A 16,649-nucleotide genomic window follows, 5' to 3' on the forward strand; every position below is an offset into this window, starting at 1 on the left:
CGAGAAACGTTGAGGTCAATCGGTGTGGCGCGCAGTGTGTTCCACCTCACTCACCGCGTCGTCCGGCCAGTTCAGCAGCGTCTCGAGATAGAGCTCGCGAACCCCCTCGACCTGCTCGCTCATCGCGGCGGGGTCCCAGTCGCGCACGTCGATGGGAGCGAGGATCGCGACGTCCACCGTGCCGCGGCGCGCGATCATCGAATTGCGCCAGGAGATTTCGCCCGCGTTGCGAATCACCACCGGGATCACCGGCACGCCCGCCTGGTGGGCGATGTGGAAGGCGCCCTTCTTGAAAGGGCCGACTTCCGGTGTGTACGAACGGGTTCCCTCCGGCGAGACCGCGATCGACAGCCCGCCGCGTAGCGTCTCGACGATGGGTGCCAAGGTCGCCTTGGCGCGGTGGGTGTCCGAGCGGTCGATGAAGGTCACGCCGACGAACCGCATCAGCGGGCCGAAGAGCGGGTTGCGGGTCAGCTCCTTCTTGCCGATGCCGGTGACCGCGCCGCCGAGCACGTTCGGCACGATGATCACGTCGAACTGACTCTGGTGGTTGAAGAGGAAGACGGCGGGGCGGGGCGAGCGTGCGTGCTCGGCGCCGGTGACCCGGATGCGCACGCCGAGCGCCCGCAGCGTCGCACCGGTGCCGTAGGCCATGAGTGCGTCGGCCATCTTCCTGCGCTGTCCGGTGTACGCCTTGGCGAGCACGCCGAACACCGCGCCGCCGACCAGTGCGGCGAAACCCGCGATCGTGCGCAGGTAGTCCCGCGGCCGCGGCGCCCGGCGCGGCCGGAATGCCACGGACGGCCAGGCGTTGCCGGTCGCCATCGCGGCGAGTTTGCGTTCCGGGTTCACCGCGACGGGATGGCCGACCAGCGCGAGCAACGGCACGTCGGCGACCCCGTCGGAGTAGGCGTAACTGCGGCTCAGATCGATGCCGTTGGCCGCGGCGAACGAGCGCACCGCGTCGGCTTTGCCGTGGCGCCACAGGGTCTTGCCCTCGGCGTAGCCGCTGAGCATGCCGTCGCTGGTGGCCATCGCCGTGCACAGGACGTGCGCGACCCCGAGCGCCGCGGCGGCGGGCGCCACCTGGAACCGCGTCAGCGAACTGGTCAGCACCACGGTGTGCCCGGCCGCCTCGTGCGTCCGGATCAGTTGCCACGCCTCGGGAAACAGGTGGCCGTAGATGGCGCGGCGGAACAGCCGCTCGCCGAGTTCGTCGAGTTCGTCCTCGGTCCGTCCGGCCAGCGCGTACGAGGCCTGCTGGAGGAAGCGGCTGTACTCGCCGTCGGTGAGCCCGTTGCGGATGCCGCCGAGCAGCGTCGCGGAAAGACTTCCGGAGCCGCGGCCACGCAGTGCTCTGCGATACAGCGGCGGGCGGGCGAAACCGTCGACGACGGCGCCGCCGAAGTCGAAGACCGCGGCGATCTCCGGACCCTGCGGCCCGGATCGGATGGCAGACAGCAGCGTCCGTAGGTCGGCGGGTGAATCCGTCTGGGCGCTTTCGGCGGTCGGGCGCGGTGTGGCGGCCTGGCTCATCGCGCCGCCCCCGGAATATTGGACGGGTCGAGCGCCGCCGCCTGAGCGATCCGCGCCCCGATATCGCGCAGGCGCTCGGCGAATTCGGTGCGACGCGCGGTCGCTTCCGCGCGGTCCTTGGCCGAGGTGCCTGCCACCGGCGCGAGCAGCCCGTGGTTGTCGGCCAGTTTCAACGCGCTGCCGAACAACTCGGTGGACACCGATTCCGGGCTGTGCAGCCGCTGCTGGAGCAGCATCTGCTTACCCACCGACACGCATTCGTCGAGGAATTCCTTGCGGTCGATGGCGAGACCGGGGTCCCGTGCGGCAAGCCGCTCGGCGACCACCAGTTGCGCGTCGAAGAACGAGCGAAGCACGCGGTGGGCCATCATGAATCCGGACGCGGTGAGCTTGCCCAGAATGTCGGTGCCGAGGGTGTCCTTGCGGCTGCGCGCGTGCCAATCCGGGTCGACGAGTAGCACTTCGGCGGTGATCTGGGTGGTGAACTCCGCGCGGTCCGGGAAGAAGAACTCGAATTTCAGCAGATCGCGCAGCCGGAAGGCTTCGTCCCAGCCGGTGCTGAGCTGATCGGGCGCATCCGAATCCACCGCGGCCAGGATCGACAGTTCCAGGATCGCCCGGTTCACGAACCAGTGCACGGCGCTGTTGCGGTAGAAAGCCGCCTCCAGGTGCGCGCCGCTCTCGATCGAATACACCGGCTCCAAGCCGCCGCGATAGACGGTGACCACCTTGGCGAGCGAAAGCTGTTCCAGCACAACGGCCAGACTCTGCTCGTCGCGCAACGCGTCGAGTTCGCCGCTGGGCAGCCCGCGCTTCTCGATATAGCCGAGCACCGGCGCGAGCAGGGTGCGCACCTCGCCGAGGGTGAGCGCGCGCTCGTCGACGCCGAGCAGGGCCAGCGTGGCCAACGCGTTGACGGTGATCGGGGTGACCGTGTTGATCCCGACGGCGATCTCGAAGGCTAGGCGCTGCACCGCCTTTCGCTCGCGCTCGGTGGTCTCCGGATCGGCGTCGGTGATCGGCTCGGCGGCGGAATCGGTGTGGTGCAGGGGAATCGAGATGCGCGGCGGGGTGAGCGGGTCGCCGTGCGCGGCCAGCCGGTCGCGCGCCGAGAGCGGCGCGCCGAAGCGCACGTAGACGCGGCCCGCCGAGTGCTGCTGGCTGCGGATGTAGCGCGCCATCCAGGTCAGCCCCTCGGGCTTCTTTGTGCCGCCCGACTGTTCGGTGGCGATGGCGCCGAGCTCGTTGAGCCGCTCGTAGGTGATCGAGACCGGCACCAGCATCACGTCGTCGACGCGGTCGGCGCGCACCGCCGCGGCGAGGTAGTTGAGCAGACCGTAGCGCGGCGGACGCAGCTTGCCGGTGCGGGTGCGACCGCCCTCGAAGTACCACTCCAGGTTGAAGCGCTTGGCCACCAGGTAGGCGAAGTACTCCTCGACGACCGCCTTGTAGACCTCGTCGTCGCCGAAGCTGCGCCGGATGAACACGGTGCCGGTGCGCCGCGCGATCGGACCGAGCGGCCAGAACCGCAGATTGGCGCCGCCGATCACGTGATTGGGCGGAAAGTCGTTGCGGGCCAGCACGTCGCCGAGCACGAACGCGTCCACATAGGAGCGGTGCGAGGGCAGGAACACCAGCGGGTACCGGCGATTGAGCGCGCGCAGCGCGGTCAGCCCGGACTCCTCGGTGTCGACCTTCCACGTCGAGGCGTGCACCGGGCGCATGGCCTGGGTGAACAGATCCGAGACCAGCCTGCTCTGCGCGGCGACCAGTTCGTTGAGCGCCTTCTCCGCGCGGCGGTACACCTCCTGGGGGTCGGCGCCGATCTGGTCGGCGATCAGCTCGAGCCTGCGCAGGAAATCCGGTGAATCCAGGATCTCTTCGGCCACCAGCCGCGGCACCTTGTAGCGGTCGCCGATGATCGAGCGCTCCGCGCGCTCCAGCGCGACGACCGCGGCGCGCAGAATGGCGCGCGCGAACGGTTCGGCCGTTCCCGCCGCGTGCAGTGCCGAGGCCTCGGGGTTGTTGGCGCGCAGCTCGCTCAGCAGGGCGGGCTGCCCGGTCAGGATGACGTAGCGGTCGGGCGACTGGTGCACCAGTTTGCGCTGGGCGAGGCGGTGCGGTTTGCGGGGATTGGTCAGCATCGCCACATCGGCGAAGGTCATCCGGCGTACGCCGTCGCGCTCCGGCGGCAGCCACAGCACCCGGATCGGGACGACCAGCGGATCGTCGCGGCGCCCGATCAGCCTGCCCGCGATCGCGCCCGCGTCCAGGTCGAGCTGGGTGATCGGCGCGTCGGTGCCGATCTCCTTGGCGATGCCGCCGTCGCCGAGCCAGGCGCCGACCAGTTTGCGCTCCACCCCGGAGGTGGCGTCCACCAGTGCCACCACCGACCGGGGCGCGGTAGCTGACTTCGTCGGCGAGCCGCCGCGGTGCTCGATCATCGATGTTCTTCCCTCCGCAGGTGACGCTTCCTTCATTCAAGCCTTTCGCATCGCTGTGCGCAGGAACTCCGCGCGGCGAGTTCGATTCGGTATGCGCGAGGGCTGGAACTTCGGCGGCGCGGAGGGAGGTCTGCGCGCGGTGCAGGCGGGACAACCGGTGTCGCTCTTGGCGTTTGCCGGGGCGAGTGCTGTGTGGCCGCGGGCACACCTGCGCGGCGGCCAGGTAATGCTAACCTTACCTCTCGAAGTTAGGTCAGGGTAACCTTTGGAGGATCGTTGTCGACCACGGACGAGCGCTTGCGCGTTGAGTATGTGACCGATCCGGCGGCAGCGATGTCCCGGCTGGCGGCGGCGGATCAGTTCGGCGAGTACGTGATGTACGAGCGTCCGGGAGAGTGGGTGTTCGCGGCCGACCCGATCGGCAGCATCGAACTCGACGCACGGGAATTGCGCGTCACTTGGGCGGGGAAGACCACCATCAGCGGCTGGGAAGGCTCGCCTGCGCGGGCGCTGGACGAGGCGCTCGGACTGCTGCCGCTGGACGGCAGGCGCGCCTACGGCTGGATCGGCTTCGAGTTCTGCGCGTGGGCGCTGGACGCGACGGCGCACTTGGACGAGCGGGCCTCCCTGGCGCACCTGATGATTCCGCGCATCGAGGTCCGCGTCGACGAGTCCGGTGTGCGCGTCTCGGGCGCGACGCCCACCGAGACCGGTGACATCCACGATCTCATCGCCGACGCTCAGGGCAGCGAACTCCCGCAGCCGCACCCCACCGACATCCGGGTGGACCCGACCGGCTACCGCGACCGGGTCGCCGAGGCGGTCGACGAAATCCGTTCCGGCCGTTACCAGAAGGTCATCCTGTCCAGGAAGGTCGACCTGCCGTTCGCGGTCGACGTGCCCGCCACCTACCGGCTCGGCCGCGCGAACAACACCCCGGCGCGCTCCTTCCTGCTGCGGCTCGGCGGTCTCGAGGCCGCGGGCTTCAGCCCGGAGCTGGTCGCCTCCGTCGACGACGATCGCGTGGTCACCACCGAGCCGCTCGCGGGCACCCGCGCCTTCGGCCTCGGCGCGGAGGTCGACATGGCGGCCCGCGCCGACCTGATCAGCGATCCGAAAGAGATCGTGGAGCACGCGATCTCGGTGCAGACCTCGTTCGCCGAGATCAGCGCGGTCGCCGATCCGGGAACCCCGGCGGTCTCCGATTTCATGGCGGTGCGCGAGCGCGGCAGCGTGCAGCACCTGGCCTCCACCGTGCGCGGCAGGCTGGCCGCCGACCGCTCCAGCTGGGACGCGCTCGAGGTGCTCTTCCCGTCCGTCACCGCGTCCGGGATTCCCAAGCGCGAAGGCGTCGACTCGGTGTTCCGTCTCGACGGCGCGCCGCGCGGCCTGTATTCCGGTGCGGTGGTGACCATCTCGCCGACCGGTGCGATGGAGGCCACCCTGGTGCTGCGCGCGGTCTACCAGACCACCGAGGGCGCCTGGCTGCGCGCGGGCGCGGGCATCGTCGGACAGTCGCGCCCCGAGCGGGAATTCGAGGAGACCTGCGAAAAGCTCGGCAGCGTCGCGCCGTACGTCGTCAAGGCCTAGGCCGGAGCCGAACGGCACACGGGCCGCCCGCCGATCGGTGGGCGGCCCTTCGGCGTATCTGCCGGTGCCGGAACGAGTTACGAGCGACATACCGAATCCGCCGCGACGCGTTGGATTGCGTGCCACAGCGCTTCGTTTCTATTGGGCGCGCAGCGCCTTCTTGTCGATCTTGCCGACCGCGGTGATCGGCAGCGCGTCGGCCTGCCGCAGCACGTCGGGCAGCTTGTAGGTGGCAAGGCCGCGGCCGGTGAGGAAGGTCTTGATCTCGGCGAGCGTCGGCATCGCGCCGTCCACGACAAGTACCGCGCCGACCTTTTCGCCGAGCGCCGCGTCCGGCAGTCCGACGGCGGCGGCGTGCCGGACGGCGGGATGGGCGAGCAGGTGCTCCTCGAGCTCGTCGCACGAGATGTTCTCGCCGCCGCGGTTGATCACGTCCTTGATCCGGCCGGAGACCACCAGGTGACCGGAGGGCAGGCGGCGGACCAGGTCGCCGCTGCGGTAGTAGCCGTCCGGGGTGAAGGCGCGGGCATTGTGCTCGGGCGCGCGGTAGTAGCCGCGAATCGTGTACGGGCCCTTGGTGAGCAGCTCACCCTCCTCGCCCGGCGCGACGTCGTCGCCCTCGCCGTCCACCACACGCACCTCGTCGGCGGGGGAGAGCGGCCTGCCCTGCGTGGTGTGCAGCAGCTCGGCCGGATCGTCGAGCCGGGTGTAGTTGAGCAGACCCTCGGCCATGCCGAAGACTTGCTGGAGGGTGGCGCCGAGCGCGGGGGTGACCTCGACGGCGTTCACCTCGGCCAGGCGCGCGCCGCCCACCTGAAGCAGGCGCAGCGAGCCGAGATCGGCGTCCTCCCATTCGGTTGCCGCGCACCACAGCTGGGCCAGCGGCGGCACCACGGCGGTGACCGTGACCCGGTGCTTCTCGATGGCGGCGAAGGCGTTCTCGGGGCTGGGATCGGTGACGAACGCGACCGCGCCGCCGACGCCGACGGTGCCCAGGATGCCCGGGCAGGCCAGCGGGAAGTTGTGCGCGGCGGGCAGAGTCGCGAGATAGACGTCGTCGGGAGTGAGCTCGCAGACCGCGGCGCTGGCGGTCGCGTTGTAGACGTAATCGTCGTGCGTGCGCGCGATGAGCTTCGGCAGACCGGTGGTGCCGCCCGACACCAGCATGAGCGCGATGTCGCTCGGGTCGATCTCCGGCAGTGTGCCGCCCTCGCGCGGAACAGTATTCAGGTCGGTGAACACGCCCGGCTCGCCGAGCACCAAGACGTGGCGCAGGCTGGGCACGGACTCGCGCACGGTGGCGGCGAGTTCTCGGTAGTCGAAATCGCCCTGCCGGTCGATGACGACGTAGGCCACCGCCTCGGAAAGCGCCGTGAGGTGCTCGATTTCGGCCCTGCGGTGCGCGGGCAGCGTCAGCACCGGGATGATGCCCGCTCGCAGCAGGCCGAACAGCACCGTCAGGAACTCGGGCATGTTGGGCAGCTGCACGACGACCCGATCGCCCGGCGCGATGCCGAGCGCGAGCAGACCGTGTGCCATCCGGTCGGCGTCGGCGTCCACCTGCGCGTAGCTGCGAGCGCCGTCGCCGGTGAGCAGCGCGGCCCGCTCCGGCGCGCGGCGCGCGGTCTCGCGCAGCAGGTCGCCGAGCGCGCGGCCGGTCCAGTAACCGGCGGCCCGGTAGTTCTCGGCCGCGTCGGCGGGGAAGGGGACGTAGCCCTCGCGGTGGGTGCTGGATGTGGTGGTCACGGTTTGCCTCACAAGGTCCGGACGGGTGGGGTTGTCGGATCGAGTAATTAGGGTCTCTTTATGTAGGTTAGGCAACCCTATCTCAGTGCGATACGCTAGCGCCGAGCAGTCTCGATCCGCCGGATTCGGCGGCGACCAAGGAGTGACAGCGGCACATGGAGCCAGCACAGCGACAGGGGGACGGGGCGGGAAGCACCGCGAACGCGGTGATCGGCCGGGACGAGATCCGCGCCGCGATCGCCGGGCAACTCGGCATCGAGATCGACGCGATCGCCGACGAGGACGATCTGATCCAGTTGGGCCTGGATTCGATTCGGACCATGAAGCTGGCGGGCGGTTGGCGCAAGCGCGGCGCCGACGTCAACTTCGCCCAGCTGGCCGCCACGCCGACCGTCGCGGAATGGTCCAGGCTGCTCGGCGCCGAGGCCGCGCCCACGGAGGCCGCGCCCGCCGACATCGCGCCCGCCGCGGCCGACGAGTCCGAGCCCTTCCCGCTGGCGACCATGCAGCACGCGTACTGGATCGGCCGTTCCGACGAGCAGGATCTGGGCGGCGTCGCCGCGCACCTGTACGTCGAATTCGAGGGAGCCGCAGTCGATCCCGAGCGGCTGGAGCGCGCCGTCGCCGCGCTGGTGGCCGCGCACCCGATGCTGCGCACCCGAGTGCTGCCCGACGGCACGCAGCAGACCATGCCCGCGCCGGACCGGCCGGTGTTCTCCGTCGTCGACCTGCGCGCGGAATCCGCCGACGCCGCCGACGCCGAACTGGAACGCCTGCGCGACGCCAAGACCCACCAGCGGCTCGCCATCGAGGACGGGCAGGTCCTCGACATCACCCTCAGCCTGCTCGCCGACGGCCGCAGCCGCCTGCACCTCGACGTCGACATGCTCGCGGGCGACGCCATGAGCTACCGCGTGCTCGTGTCCGACCTCGCCGAGCTCTACCACGGCGGCACGCTGCCCGCCGAGACCTACAGCTACCGCCGCTATCGCACCGAACGTCGGATCGACGAAGCGGCTCGGGAGCGCGACAAGCAGTGGTGGCAGGAACGACTCCCGGAACTCCCGGGTTCGCCCGAGCTGCCGACCATTCCGGTCAGCGAGCGGGTCGACCCGCACCGGACGGTCCGCTACAACCACTGGTTGGAGCCCGCGGCCAAGCAGCGGCTGCTGGACGCCGCGCACGCGCGGGGCATCACCCCGGCCATGGCGCTGGCGGCGGTGTTCGCCGAGACCATCGGCGGCTGGTCCGCGCAGAGCCGCTTCCTGCTGAACGTGCCGCTGTTCCACCGTGAGCCGGTGCACCCCGACATCGACCGCGTGGTCGGCGATTTCACCTCCTCGATCATGCTCGAGGTGGACGTCAGCGCGGACATGACCGTCGCCGACCGGGCCAGGGCGCTCCAGCGGTCGATGCACGAAAGCGGCGCGCACACCGCCTATTCCGGCCTCGAGGTGCTACGCGATCTCGGTCGTCACCGTGGCGAGCCTGTCCTCGCGCCGATCGTCTACACCAGCGCGCTCAACCTCGGCGAACTGTTCGCCGACGCGGTGACCGAGACCTTCGGCGAACCGATCTGGATCATCTCGCAGGGCCCGCAGGTGCTGCTGGACGCGCAAGTAACCGAGGTGCGCGGCGGCCTGCTGCTGAACTGGGACGTGCGCGAATCCGCCTTCCCGGCGGGCGTGATCGATGCGATGTTCGCCGGCTACACCGACGCCATCGCGCGGCTCGGCGCGGGCGAGGCCGGGTGGAGCGCCGAAGCGGCAGTCCGGCTTCCGCTCGCGCAGGCCACGGTGCGGGCCCAGGTGAACGCGACCGACGGCCCGGTCTCCGGCCGCGCCCTGCACGAGGGCTTCTTCCAGCACGCCGCGGCGACGCCCGACGCGCCCGCGGTGCTGTGGCGCACCGACGGCGTCGACGGCGGGTGGAGCTACGGCGAACTGGCCGCGCAGGCGCTGGCCGTCGCCGGTGCGCTGCGGGATCAGGGTGTGCGGCAAGGCGATACGGTCGCCGTCCAGCTGCCCAAGGGCCCGGATCAGATCCTCGCGGTGCTCGGCGTGCTCGCGGCGGGCGCGACGTACGTACCGATCGGCTTCGATCAGCCCGTCGGCAGGCGAGCCGAGATCCTGCGCACCGGCGAGGTGGTGGCCGCGCTGACCGTCGACGGGGCGGACATGGGCCGTCCCGAAATCGTCTGCGTGCCCGTCTCCGAGGCCAAGCTGCACCCGAATCCGCTTGCCGCGCCCGTGATTCCGGATACCTCCGCGATCGCCTACGTGCTGTTCACCTCGGGATCGACCGGCCTGCCCAAAGGCGTCGACCTGCCGCACAGCGGCCCGATGAACACCATCGACGCCGTGAACGAATGGTTCCAGGTCGGACCCGGCGACCGAGTGCTCGGCCTGTCGGCGCTCGAGTTCGACGCCTCGGTCTACGACATCTTCGGCATGTTCTCGGTGGGCGGCTCGGTTGTCGCGCTGAACCCGCGCCAGCGCGAGGAGGCGACCACCTGGGTGGAGCTGCTGCGGCACTTCGGGGTGACCATCCTCAACTGCGTGCCGAGCATGCTCGACATGATCCTCGAGATCGGCGGCGACGGGCTGGGCGACTCGCTGCGCGCGGTGACCCTCGGCGGCGACTGGGTGGGCGCCGATCTCGCCCGCAGGCTCGCCGCGCAGGTGCCCGGCTGCCGCTTCTCCGGCCTGGGCGGCGCCACCGAGACGTCCATCCACAACACCATCTGCGAGGTGAGCGACCCGCCCGCGCACTGGACCACGGTGCCGTTCGGCGTGCCGCTGCGTAATGTGCGCTGCCGCGTGGTGAATTCGGCCGGTCGCGACTGCCCGGACTGGGTGCCCGGCGAATTCTGGGTCGGCGGAGCGAACGTCGCCGCGGGCTATCGCAACGACCCCGAGCGCACCGCCGAGCGGTTCGTGACGCACGACGACATCCGCTGGTACCGCACCGGCGACATGGCTCGCTACTGGCCCGACGGCACCATCGAATTCCTCGGCCGCGCCGACCATCAGGTGCAGATCCGCGGTTATCGCGTGGAACTCGGCGAGGTGGAGAGCGCGCTGCGCACCGCGCCCGGCGTCCGGCACGCGGTCGCGGCCGTGGTCGGAACGGGCGCGCCGAAACTGGTCGCCGCGGTGGCCGGGTATCCGGGCAGCACCGTGGATCTGGTCGGCGCGATCTCGGATCTGTTGCCCAGCTATATGATTCCGACCCGCATCGAGCTGCTCGACGACATGCCGCTCACCGACAACGGCAAGCTCGACCGCCGCGCGGTGATTGCGCTGCTGGAGCCCTCGGCGCAGGACATCGCGGATCTCGCGCCGCGCACGCCGCTGGAGGAGGCGCTCGCGGCGATCGTCGCGGAGGTGCTCGGCGTGTCGCGGCTCGGCGTGCACGACGACTTCTTCGGGCTCGGCGGCGACTCGGTGCTCGCGACCACCGCGATCGCCCGGGTCCGCGAATGGCTCGACGTGGATCACGCGCTGGTCGCCGACATCCTCGTCGGCCGTTCGGTGGCGGGTCTGGCCGAACGGCTGCTCGCCAAGGAGACCGAGGCGGGCACGCCGGATCGGCTCGACGAGGTCGCCCGGCTGTACCTGGAGGTCGCGGCCATGACCGACGAGGAGATCCTCGCGCAGGCCTGAGCCCGGTTCCGTCGCCCCGATTCCGATCGGGGCGACGGGAACAGGCGCCGGGACTAGACTCGGCCGCATGACCCGTTGGGACACCTCGAGCATTCCCGACCAGAGCGGCCGGACGTTCATCGTCACCGGCGCGAACAGCGGACTCGGCGCGGTCGCCGCGCGTGCGCTGGCAGGAGCGGGCGCCGATGTGGTGCTGGCCTGTCGCAATGTGAGCAAGGGCGAGCGGGTGGCCGCGGAGATCGGCGACCGCGCCACGGTGCGCGAGCTCGATCTGGCCGACCTCTCCTCGGTGCGCGCGTTCGCCGAATCGGTGGACCGCGTCGACGTGCTGATCAACAACGCGGGCGTGATGGCGGTGCCGCAGGGCCGCACCGCCGACGGCTTCGAAATGCAGGTCGGCACCAATCATCTCGGCCACTTCGCGCTGACCGGCCTACTGCTGGACAAGATCTCGGACCGCGTGGTCACTGTGTCCAGCGGCGCGCACGCCATCGGCAAGATCGACCTCGACGATCTGAACTGGGAGCGCAGGAAATACCAGCGCTGGGCCGCCTACGGGCAGGCCAAGCTGGCCAACCTGATGTTCGCCTACGAACTGCAGCGCAGGCTCACCGCCGCCGGTTCCGCCAAGGTCTCGGTCGCCGCGCACCCTGGCTACGCCGCGACCGAATTGCAGTCGCACACCGAGTCGTTGCTCGACCCGCTCATGTCGATCGGCAACCGGGTGTTCGCACAGAGCGCCGAAATGGGCGCGCTGCCAGAGCTTTACGCCGCCACCGTCACCCCGATCGAGCCGGGCGCGTTCTACGGGCCCACCGGGCTGGGGGGCATGCGCGGCTACCCGGGCACCTCGCGTTCCACCAAGCAGTCCCGCGACGAGGCCGTCGCGAGCGGTCTGTGGGAGCTGTCGGAGAAGCTCACCGGCGTCACCTACTCGTTCTCCTGACGCGTCCCTCGGACGTCGAGCGCCCGCGGCCCTGCCCGGTGCGTCCGGCGCTGTGACCGGGCTCACAACGGGCGATGTCACACCTCGCGGAGGTGGGTCGTCATATCGGTGTAAGACGCTCCGGCCCCGCCGGAGCGACTATCCGACAACCCGAGGAGCACATCATGGAAGCGCGTTTCGACTACTACGGCACCGAGATCGGCGCGAAGTTCACCAAGCGCATCGGCAACTCCGGGCTGGTCGTCGATCAGTCCACCCTCCCGCGCGCGACCCAGGAGCTGGTCAAGCTGCGGGCCAGTCAGATCAACGGCTGCGGCTTCTGCACCGACATGCACAGCAAGGACGCGCTGCACGCGGGCGAGGACCAGGTGCGACTGAACCTGGTGGCCGCGTGGCGCGACGCCACCGTGTTCACCGACGCGGAGCGGGCCGCGCTGGCGCTCACCGAGGAAGGCACCCGGCTGGCCGACGCGCACACCGGCGTCAGCGACGAGACCTGGGCCCAGGTCCAGAAGCACTACGACACGGACCAGATCGCCGCGCTCATCTCGCTCGTCGCGCTGATCAACACCTACAACCGGATGAACGTCATCGCGGGCACGCCCGCGGGCAGTTACCAGCCGGGGCAGTGGGGCTGATCGTTTCCCGGCGCCACGGGCGGTAGCCGACGGGCATCGATGTGACGGCCGACGCCGCCACGATCTTGGAAGTTGGCCCTTGCGTCACCCGGCTGCCAGCGCCTGGTACAGTGACCGACGTGCAGCGCGTGTATTTCTGGTTTAGCAAGCCGGCCCTGGGTGGGTCGGTCTGCGGCAACCACGTGCGCTGACTTTCTTCCACCCCGAGCCGGATGATGGACCGGCTCGACGGTATTCACGTCCGTGGGTCGGCCTCGAGAAAAGGAACCCACAGAGATGACAACCGCAGCCGACGTCGACGCGCGGCACGCCCACCCGTCACCCGACCGCCGCCCCTCGTCGAATCGCTCCGCGATGCTGTTCGATCTCGATGACCAGCGCACCCTGTCCGTGAGCCCGCTGCGCTCACCGGCCGAGGTGCGCATGGTGCACCCGATCACCGATCCGCTGGCCGACACCGTCCGCGCGGGCCGCGAGGCCACGGTGAACGTGCTCGACGGCGCTGACGACCGCCTCATGGTGATCGTCGGCCCGTGCTCCGTGCACGATCCCGCGGCGGCGCTGGACTACGCGCGGCGGCTCGCCGAGAAGGCCGCCGAGCTCGACGACCGGCTGCACGTGGTGATGCGGGTCTACTTCGAGAAGCCGCGCACCAGCCTCGGCTGGAAGGGCCTCATCAACGATCCGCACCTGGACGGCTCGTTCGACGTCAACACCGGTCTCGGCATCGGACGCAAGGTACTCGTCGACATCACCGCCCTCGGTCTTCCGGTGGCCTGCGAGTTCCTCGACCCGATCACCCCGCAGTACATCGCGGATCTGGTCTCCTACGGCGCGATCGGCGCGCGCACCGCGGCGAGCCAGGTGCACCGCCAGCTGAGCAGCGCGCTGTCCATGCCGGTCGGCATCAAGAACGGCACCGACGGCGACGTGCAGGTGGCCGTGGACGGCGTGCGGGCCGCGGCGGCCAGCCACGTCTTCCCCGGCACCGACCTGGACGGGCGCTCCGCGCTCATCCGCACCACCGGCAACCCCGACTGCCACGTGATCCTGCGCGGCGGCAGCAACGGCCCGAACTACGACGTGGCCTCGGTCTCCGAAGCGTGCCTGCGCCTGGAGAAGGCCGGGCTGCCGCAGCGCATCGTGGTGGACGCCAGCCACGGCAACAGCAACAAGGACCACAACAAGCAGGTCGACGTGGTCACCGACATCGCGGAACGCGTCGCCGCGGGCGAGCGCAGCGTGGTCGGCGTCATGCTGGAGAGCTTCCTGGTCGCGGGCCGTCAGGACCTCACCCTCGGCCGCGCCGCCGATCTGACCTACGGCCAGTCCATCACCGACGCCTGCATCGACTGGTCCACCACCGCGGCCCAGCTGGACCGCCTCGCCGACGCCGTCGCCGAGCGCCGCGCCCGATGACACATACTCTTTCGACGCCTCACAGGCCCATTCGGTCTGTGAGGCGTGGGAAGGGTGTGTGGGAGAACTAGTCGCGGGCGGCGTGCACGCACAGCAGGTCGCCGGAGGCGCGCGTGCGAACAGTGAAGCCTGCCTCTGTCAGGTACTCGTCCAGGCGCCCCGGCGGCGGCTTCGGTGAGGTCGACGCCCCATCCGGACCGCCGTAGCCGTAGCACAGGTACAGCCCGCCGCCGGAAACCAGCAGTTTCTCGATGACGGCGAGCTCCGCGGTCGGCCGTTTCGTCCAGAACACGTTGACGTTGACCGCCAGGATCTTGTCGAAGCCATCGATCCCGAACGTGTCGAGCAACTGTTCCGGGCGCAGCCGGGCCAGGTCGGCGTGGAAGAGACCGATGCGGTCCGAATTCACTTGCGCCGCAGGCGCACATGCCTCGTCCACGCTCGGCGGGGCGTGGTCCGTCGGCGCACGGCCTCCGGCTTCGGCAGGGTTGTCCGCGCTCGGCTCGGCGTGATCTGTCGACGCGCCGCGTCCGGCTCCCAGCCGTTGCGCCGCGCGGGCGATCGCCGTCGCGGAGCGGTCGACGCCGACGACGCGCCCATGGGTCACCCGCTCGGCCAGCAGTGCCAGCGACGGGCTCGAACCGGGGCCGATCTCCAGCACCCGGTCCGTGCCGCGCAGCTCCATGACGTCGGCGAACCAGCGAAACCGGGCGTCACCCACGGCGGGCCGTGCTCCCGCTCGCGAGGAACTCGGCGGGCCAGGCGTCGTCGGCCGGTCCCGGCGGATCGCTGTGCAGGCGGGCCGCCCGCCATTCGTCGCGCCGGACGCCGCGGTGCAGCACGCCGAGCCTGGCCAGTCCCTCGTAGCGGAAGCCGTTGCGGCGTACCGCGGCGGCCGAGGCGTAGTTGCCGACGAACGCGCGCCAGCTGATGCGGGCCAGCGCCATGCCGTCGGCGGCGAAGCCGAACTCGCAGACCAGCGCCACCGCGCGCGCCATGTGGCCGTGGCCGCGGTGCTCGGGGGCCAGCCAGAAACCGATCTCGCAGGCCGACGCGTCCTGTTCGGCCAGGCCGATCATGCCGATGACGGGCCCGTCGGGCGCGGGGCGCAGCGCCCAGGTCGGGCTGCGTCCCGCCCAGCCGGGACCGACCAGGTCGGCGAGGAAGTGCTCCGCGTCGGACCGGCCGTAGGGCACCGGGATCGTCGTCCACTGGCCGATGGACGGGTGCTGGCAGTGCGCGACGATGACATCCGTATCGGCCGCGGTGGGCGGTGACAGCCAGACCGCGCCGTCGGACAGCGTGCGGATATCCATCGGGTCATCGTGACACGGACCGGTCGGGGCGAGCATCCGGTTATCGGATGACCGGATGGATACCGCGGTGATCGCCCGGCCGGGCGGACCGTAGAATCGGCCCGATGGTTTCCGCTCTTATCGCCGACCTGTTCGAATCACATCGGGCGCATTTGCTTTCCGTCGCCTACCGGCTGACGGGCAGCGTCGGCGACGCCGAGGACGCGGTGCAGGAGAGCTGGCTGCGTCTGGCGGGGACACACCAGTCCGAGATCGACGATCTGCGCGTCTGGCTGACGACCACGGTGAGCCGAATCTGCTTGGACCACTTGCGCACCGCCGCGACGCGCCGGGAAACCTATGTGGGGCAATGGCTGCCGGAGCCCATCGTCACCGGCGTCGCCCCGTCGAGCAGGCCGGATTCGCTGGAATCGGTGGTGCGCGGCGAGGAATATCGCATGGCGGTGATGGTCGCGCTCGAGACCCTGACTCCGCCGCAGCGGGTGGCGCTCGTGCTGCACGACGGGGCGGCCGTGCCGTTCGAGGAGATCGCCGATGTCCTCGGCGTCTCCGCGGATGACGCGAGCCAGCTGGCGGTCCAGGCGCGCGAGGCCGTCGCGGGCGTGCCGACAGCGGTGTCCGACGTCGAGCACGAGGCCGCGGTGCGGCGTCTGCTCGCGGCGCTGGCCACGGACGAGGTCGACGCGGTCGCGACGGCGTTGCACCCGGACGCGGTGCTGATCGGCGACGCCAACGGCACCACCTCCACGGTGGTGAAGATCGTCGGCGGCGCGGAGCGGATCGCCCGCTTCATGCTGGAGCTGGTGCGCAAGCACGGCATCGGCTACTCCGAGCAGGCCGCCACGCGCTACGAATTCGCCACGGTGAACGGGCAATTGGGCCTGGTGATGAATCTGGATTCGGAGACCGAGGAACAGGATTGGCATCCGGCGCGGGTCGTCGGGTTCACGGTGCGCGACGGATTGATCTGGGGCACTTACGATCACGCGAATCCGGCCAAGCTGACCGGCGTGCGGTTGTCCTGAGCCGCCGGGCCGGACCCTCATCGTCCGACCCGGCGGGGGCCGGACGGGTCAGGGAGTCGTCGAACCGGTGAACCAGTCGCCCGTCGACGATCCGGTGCCGCCGTTGCCGGTGGTGGACCCGGTGAACCAGTCGCCGGTCGACGATCCGGTGAACCAGTCGCCGGTGCCCGCGATCAGATTGTGCGCTACTTCGCGAATCAGACCGAGTACGGATCCGGCGACCTCCGACGCGGCCGGCTGCAGTACGAGGTCGAGATACGAGGCCATGAGCGCCCCTTTCGAGATGCCGCCGGTAGTGCGGCGGCTTGTGAGATAAAACACGGC

At 70.3% G+C, this 16,649-nt stretch carries 12 protein-coding genes; 6 read left to right on the top strand and 6 right to left on the bottom strand.

Annotated elements, in window-relative coordinates:
• Positions 1-15: 15 nt before the first annotated feature.
• Both AC3EO7_RS04635 and AC3EO7_RS04640 read right to left on the bottom strand, forming a co-directional pair.
• A complete protein-coding gene (locus AC3EO7_RS04635) occupies positions 16-1,536 on the bottom strand; it encodes an HAD-IB family hydrolase (protein ID WP_435590523.1) in 1,521 nt (506 codons plus the stop codon).
• On the bottom strand, positions 1,533-3,980 hold the full coding sequence (locus tag AC3EO7_RS04640; protein WP_431963755.1) for a glycerol-3-phosphate 1-O-acyltransferase: 2,448 nt from the start codon (positions 3,978-3,980) through the stop codon (positions 1,533-1,535). Before AC3EO7_RS04640 ends, AC3EO7_RS04635 begins: the two co-directional genes overlap by 4 nt.
• A gap of 276 nt (positions 3,981-4,256) precedes the next feature.
• On the opposite strand from AC3EO7_RS04640, the gene nbtS reads away from it, so the two are divergent.
• Positions 4,257-5,570 carry a nocobactin biosynthesis salicylate synthase NbtS gene (gene nbtS, locus AC3EO7_RS04645; RefSeq protein ID WP_431963757.1) on the top strand — a complete coding sequence of 438 codons (1,314 nt, stop codon included), beginning with the start codon at positions 4,257-4,259 and terminating at the stop codon, positions 5,568-5,570.
• 138 nt (positions 5,571-5,708) lie between these two features.
• Here nbtS and AC3EO7_RS04650 read toward each other — a convergent pair whose 3' ends face one another.
• The gene (locus tag AC3EO7_RS04650) at positions 5,709-7,316 is read right to left on the bottom strand and encodes a (2,3-dihydroxybenzoyl)adenylate synthase (RefSeq protein WP_435590524.1); all 1,608 of its coding nucleotides are present in this window, start codon (positions 7,314-7,316) and stop codon (positions 5,709-5,711) included.
• 155 nt (positions 7,317-7,471) lie between these two features.
• On the opposite strand from AC3EO7_RS04650, the gene AC3EO7_RS04655 reads away from it, so the two are divergent.
• From AC3EO7_RS04655 to AC3EO7_RS04670, 4 genes are all read left to right on the top strand, one after another.
• A complete protein-coding gene (locus AC3EO7_RS04655; protein WP_435590525.1) occupies positions 7,472-10,981 on the top strand; it encodes a non-ribosomal peptide synthetase in 3,510 nt (1,169 codons plus the stop codon).
• Between the two features lie 67 nt (positions 10,982-11,048).
• The gene (locus tag AC3EO7_RS04660; protein ID WP_431963763.1) at positions 11,049-11,927 is read left to right on the top strand and encodes an oxidoreductase; all 879 of its coding nucleotides are present in this window, start codon (positions 11,049-11,051) and stop codon (positions 11,925-11,927) included.
• Positions 11,928-12,091: 164 nt separating this feature from the next.
• Positions 12,092-12,565 (top strand): carboxymuconolactone decarboxylase family protein, encoded by a 474-nt coding sequence (locus AC3EO7_RS04665; protein WP_431963765.1) that lies wholly within the window; start codon positions 12,092-12,094, stop codon positions 12,563-12,565.
• 276 nt (positions 12,566-12,841) lie between these two features.
• On the top strand, positions 12,842-13,984 hold the full coding sequence (locus tag AC3EO7_RS04670; protein ID WP_431963767.1) for a 3-deoxy-7-phosphoheptulonate synthase: 1,143 nt from the start codon (positions 12,842-12,844) through the stop codon (positions 13,982-13,984).
• Positions 13,985-14,051: 67 nt separating this feature from the next.
• On the opposite strand, the gene AC3EO7_RS04675 is transcribed toward AC3EO7_RS04670, so the two are convergent.
• Entirely contained in the window at positions 14,052-14,705 is a 654-nt protein-coding gene (locus AC3EO7_RS04675; protein WP_435590526.1) for a class I SAM-dependent methyltransferase, read from the bottom strand.
• Entirely contained in the window at positions 14,698-15,300 is a 603-nt protein-coding gene (locus tag AC3EO7_RS04680; RefSeq protein ID WP_435590527.1) for a GNAT family N-acetyltransferase, read from the bottom strand. Before AC3EO7_RS04680 ends, AC3EO7_RS04675 begins: the two co-directional genes overlap by 8 nt.
• A 104-nt stretch (positions 15,301-15,404) precedes the next feature.
• On the opposite strand from AC3EO7_RS04680, the gene sigJ reads away from it, so the two are divergent.
• A complete protein-coding gene (gene sigJ, locus AC3EO7_RS04685) occupies positions 15,405-16,325 on the top strand; it encodes an RNA polymerase sigma factor SigJ (protein WP_435590528.1) in 921 nt (306 codons plus the stop codon).
• A 48-nt stretch (positions 16,326-16,373) separates the two neighbouring features.
• Here the strand turns inward: sigJ and AC3EO7_RS04690 are convergent, their stop codons facing one another.
• On the bottom strand, positions 16,374-16,592 hold the full coding sequence (locus AC3EO7_RS04690) for a hypothetical protein (protein ID WP_431963775.1): 219 nt from the start codon (positions 16,590-16,592) through the stop codon (positions 16,374-16,376).
• Positions 16,593-16,649 lie beyond the last annotated feature (57 nt).

This window comes from Nocardia sp. bgisy118 (assembly GCF_057708605.1).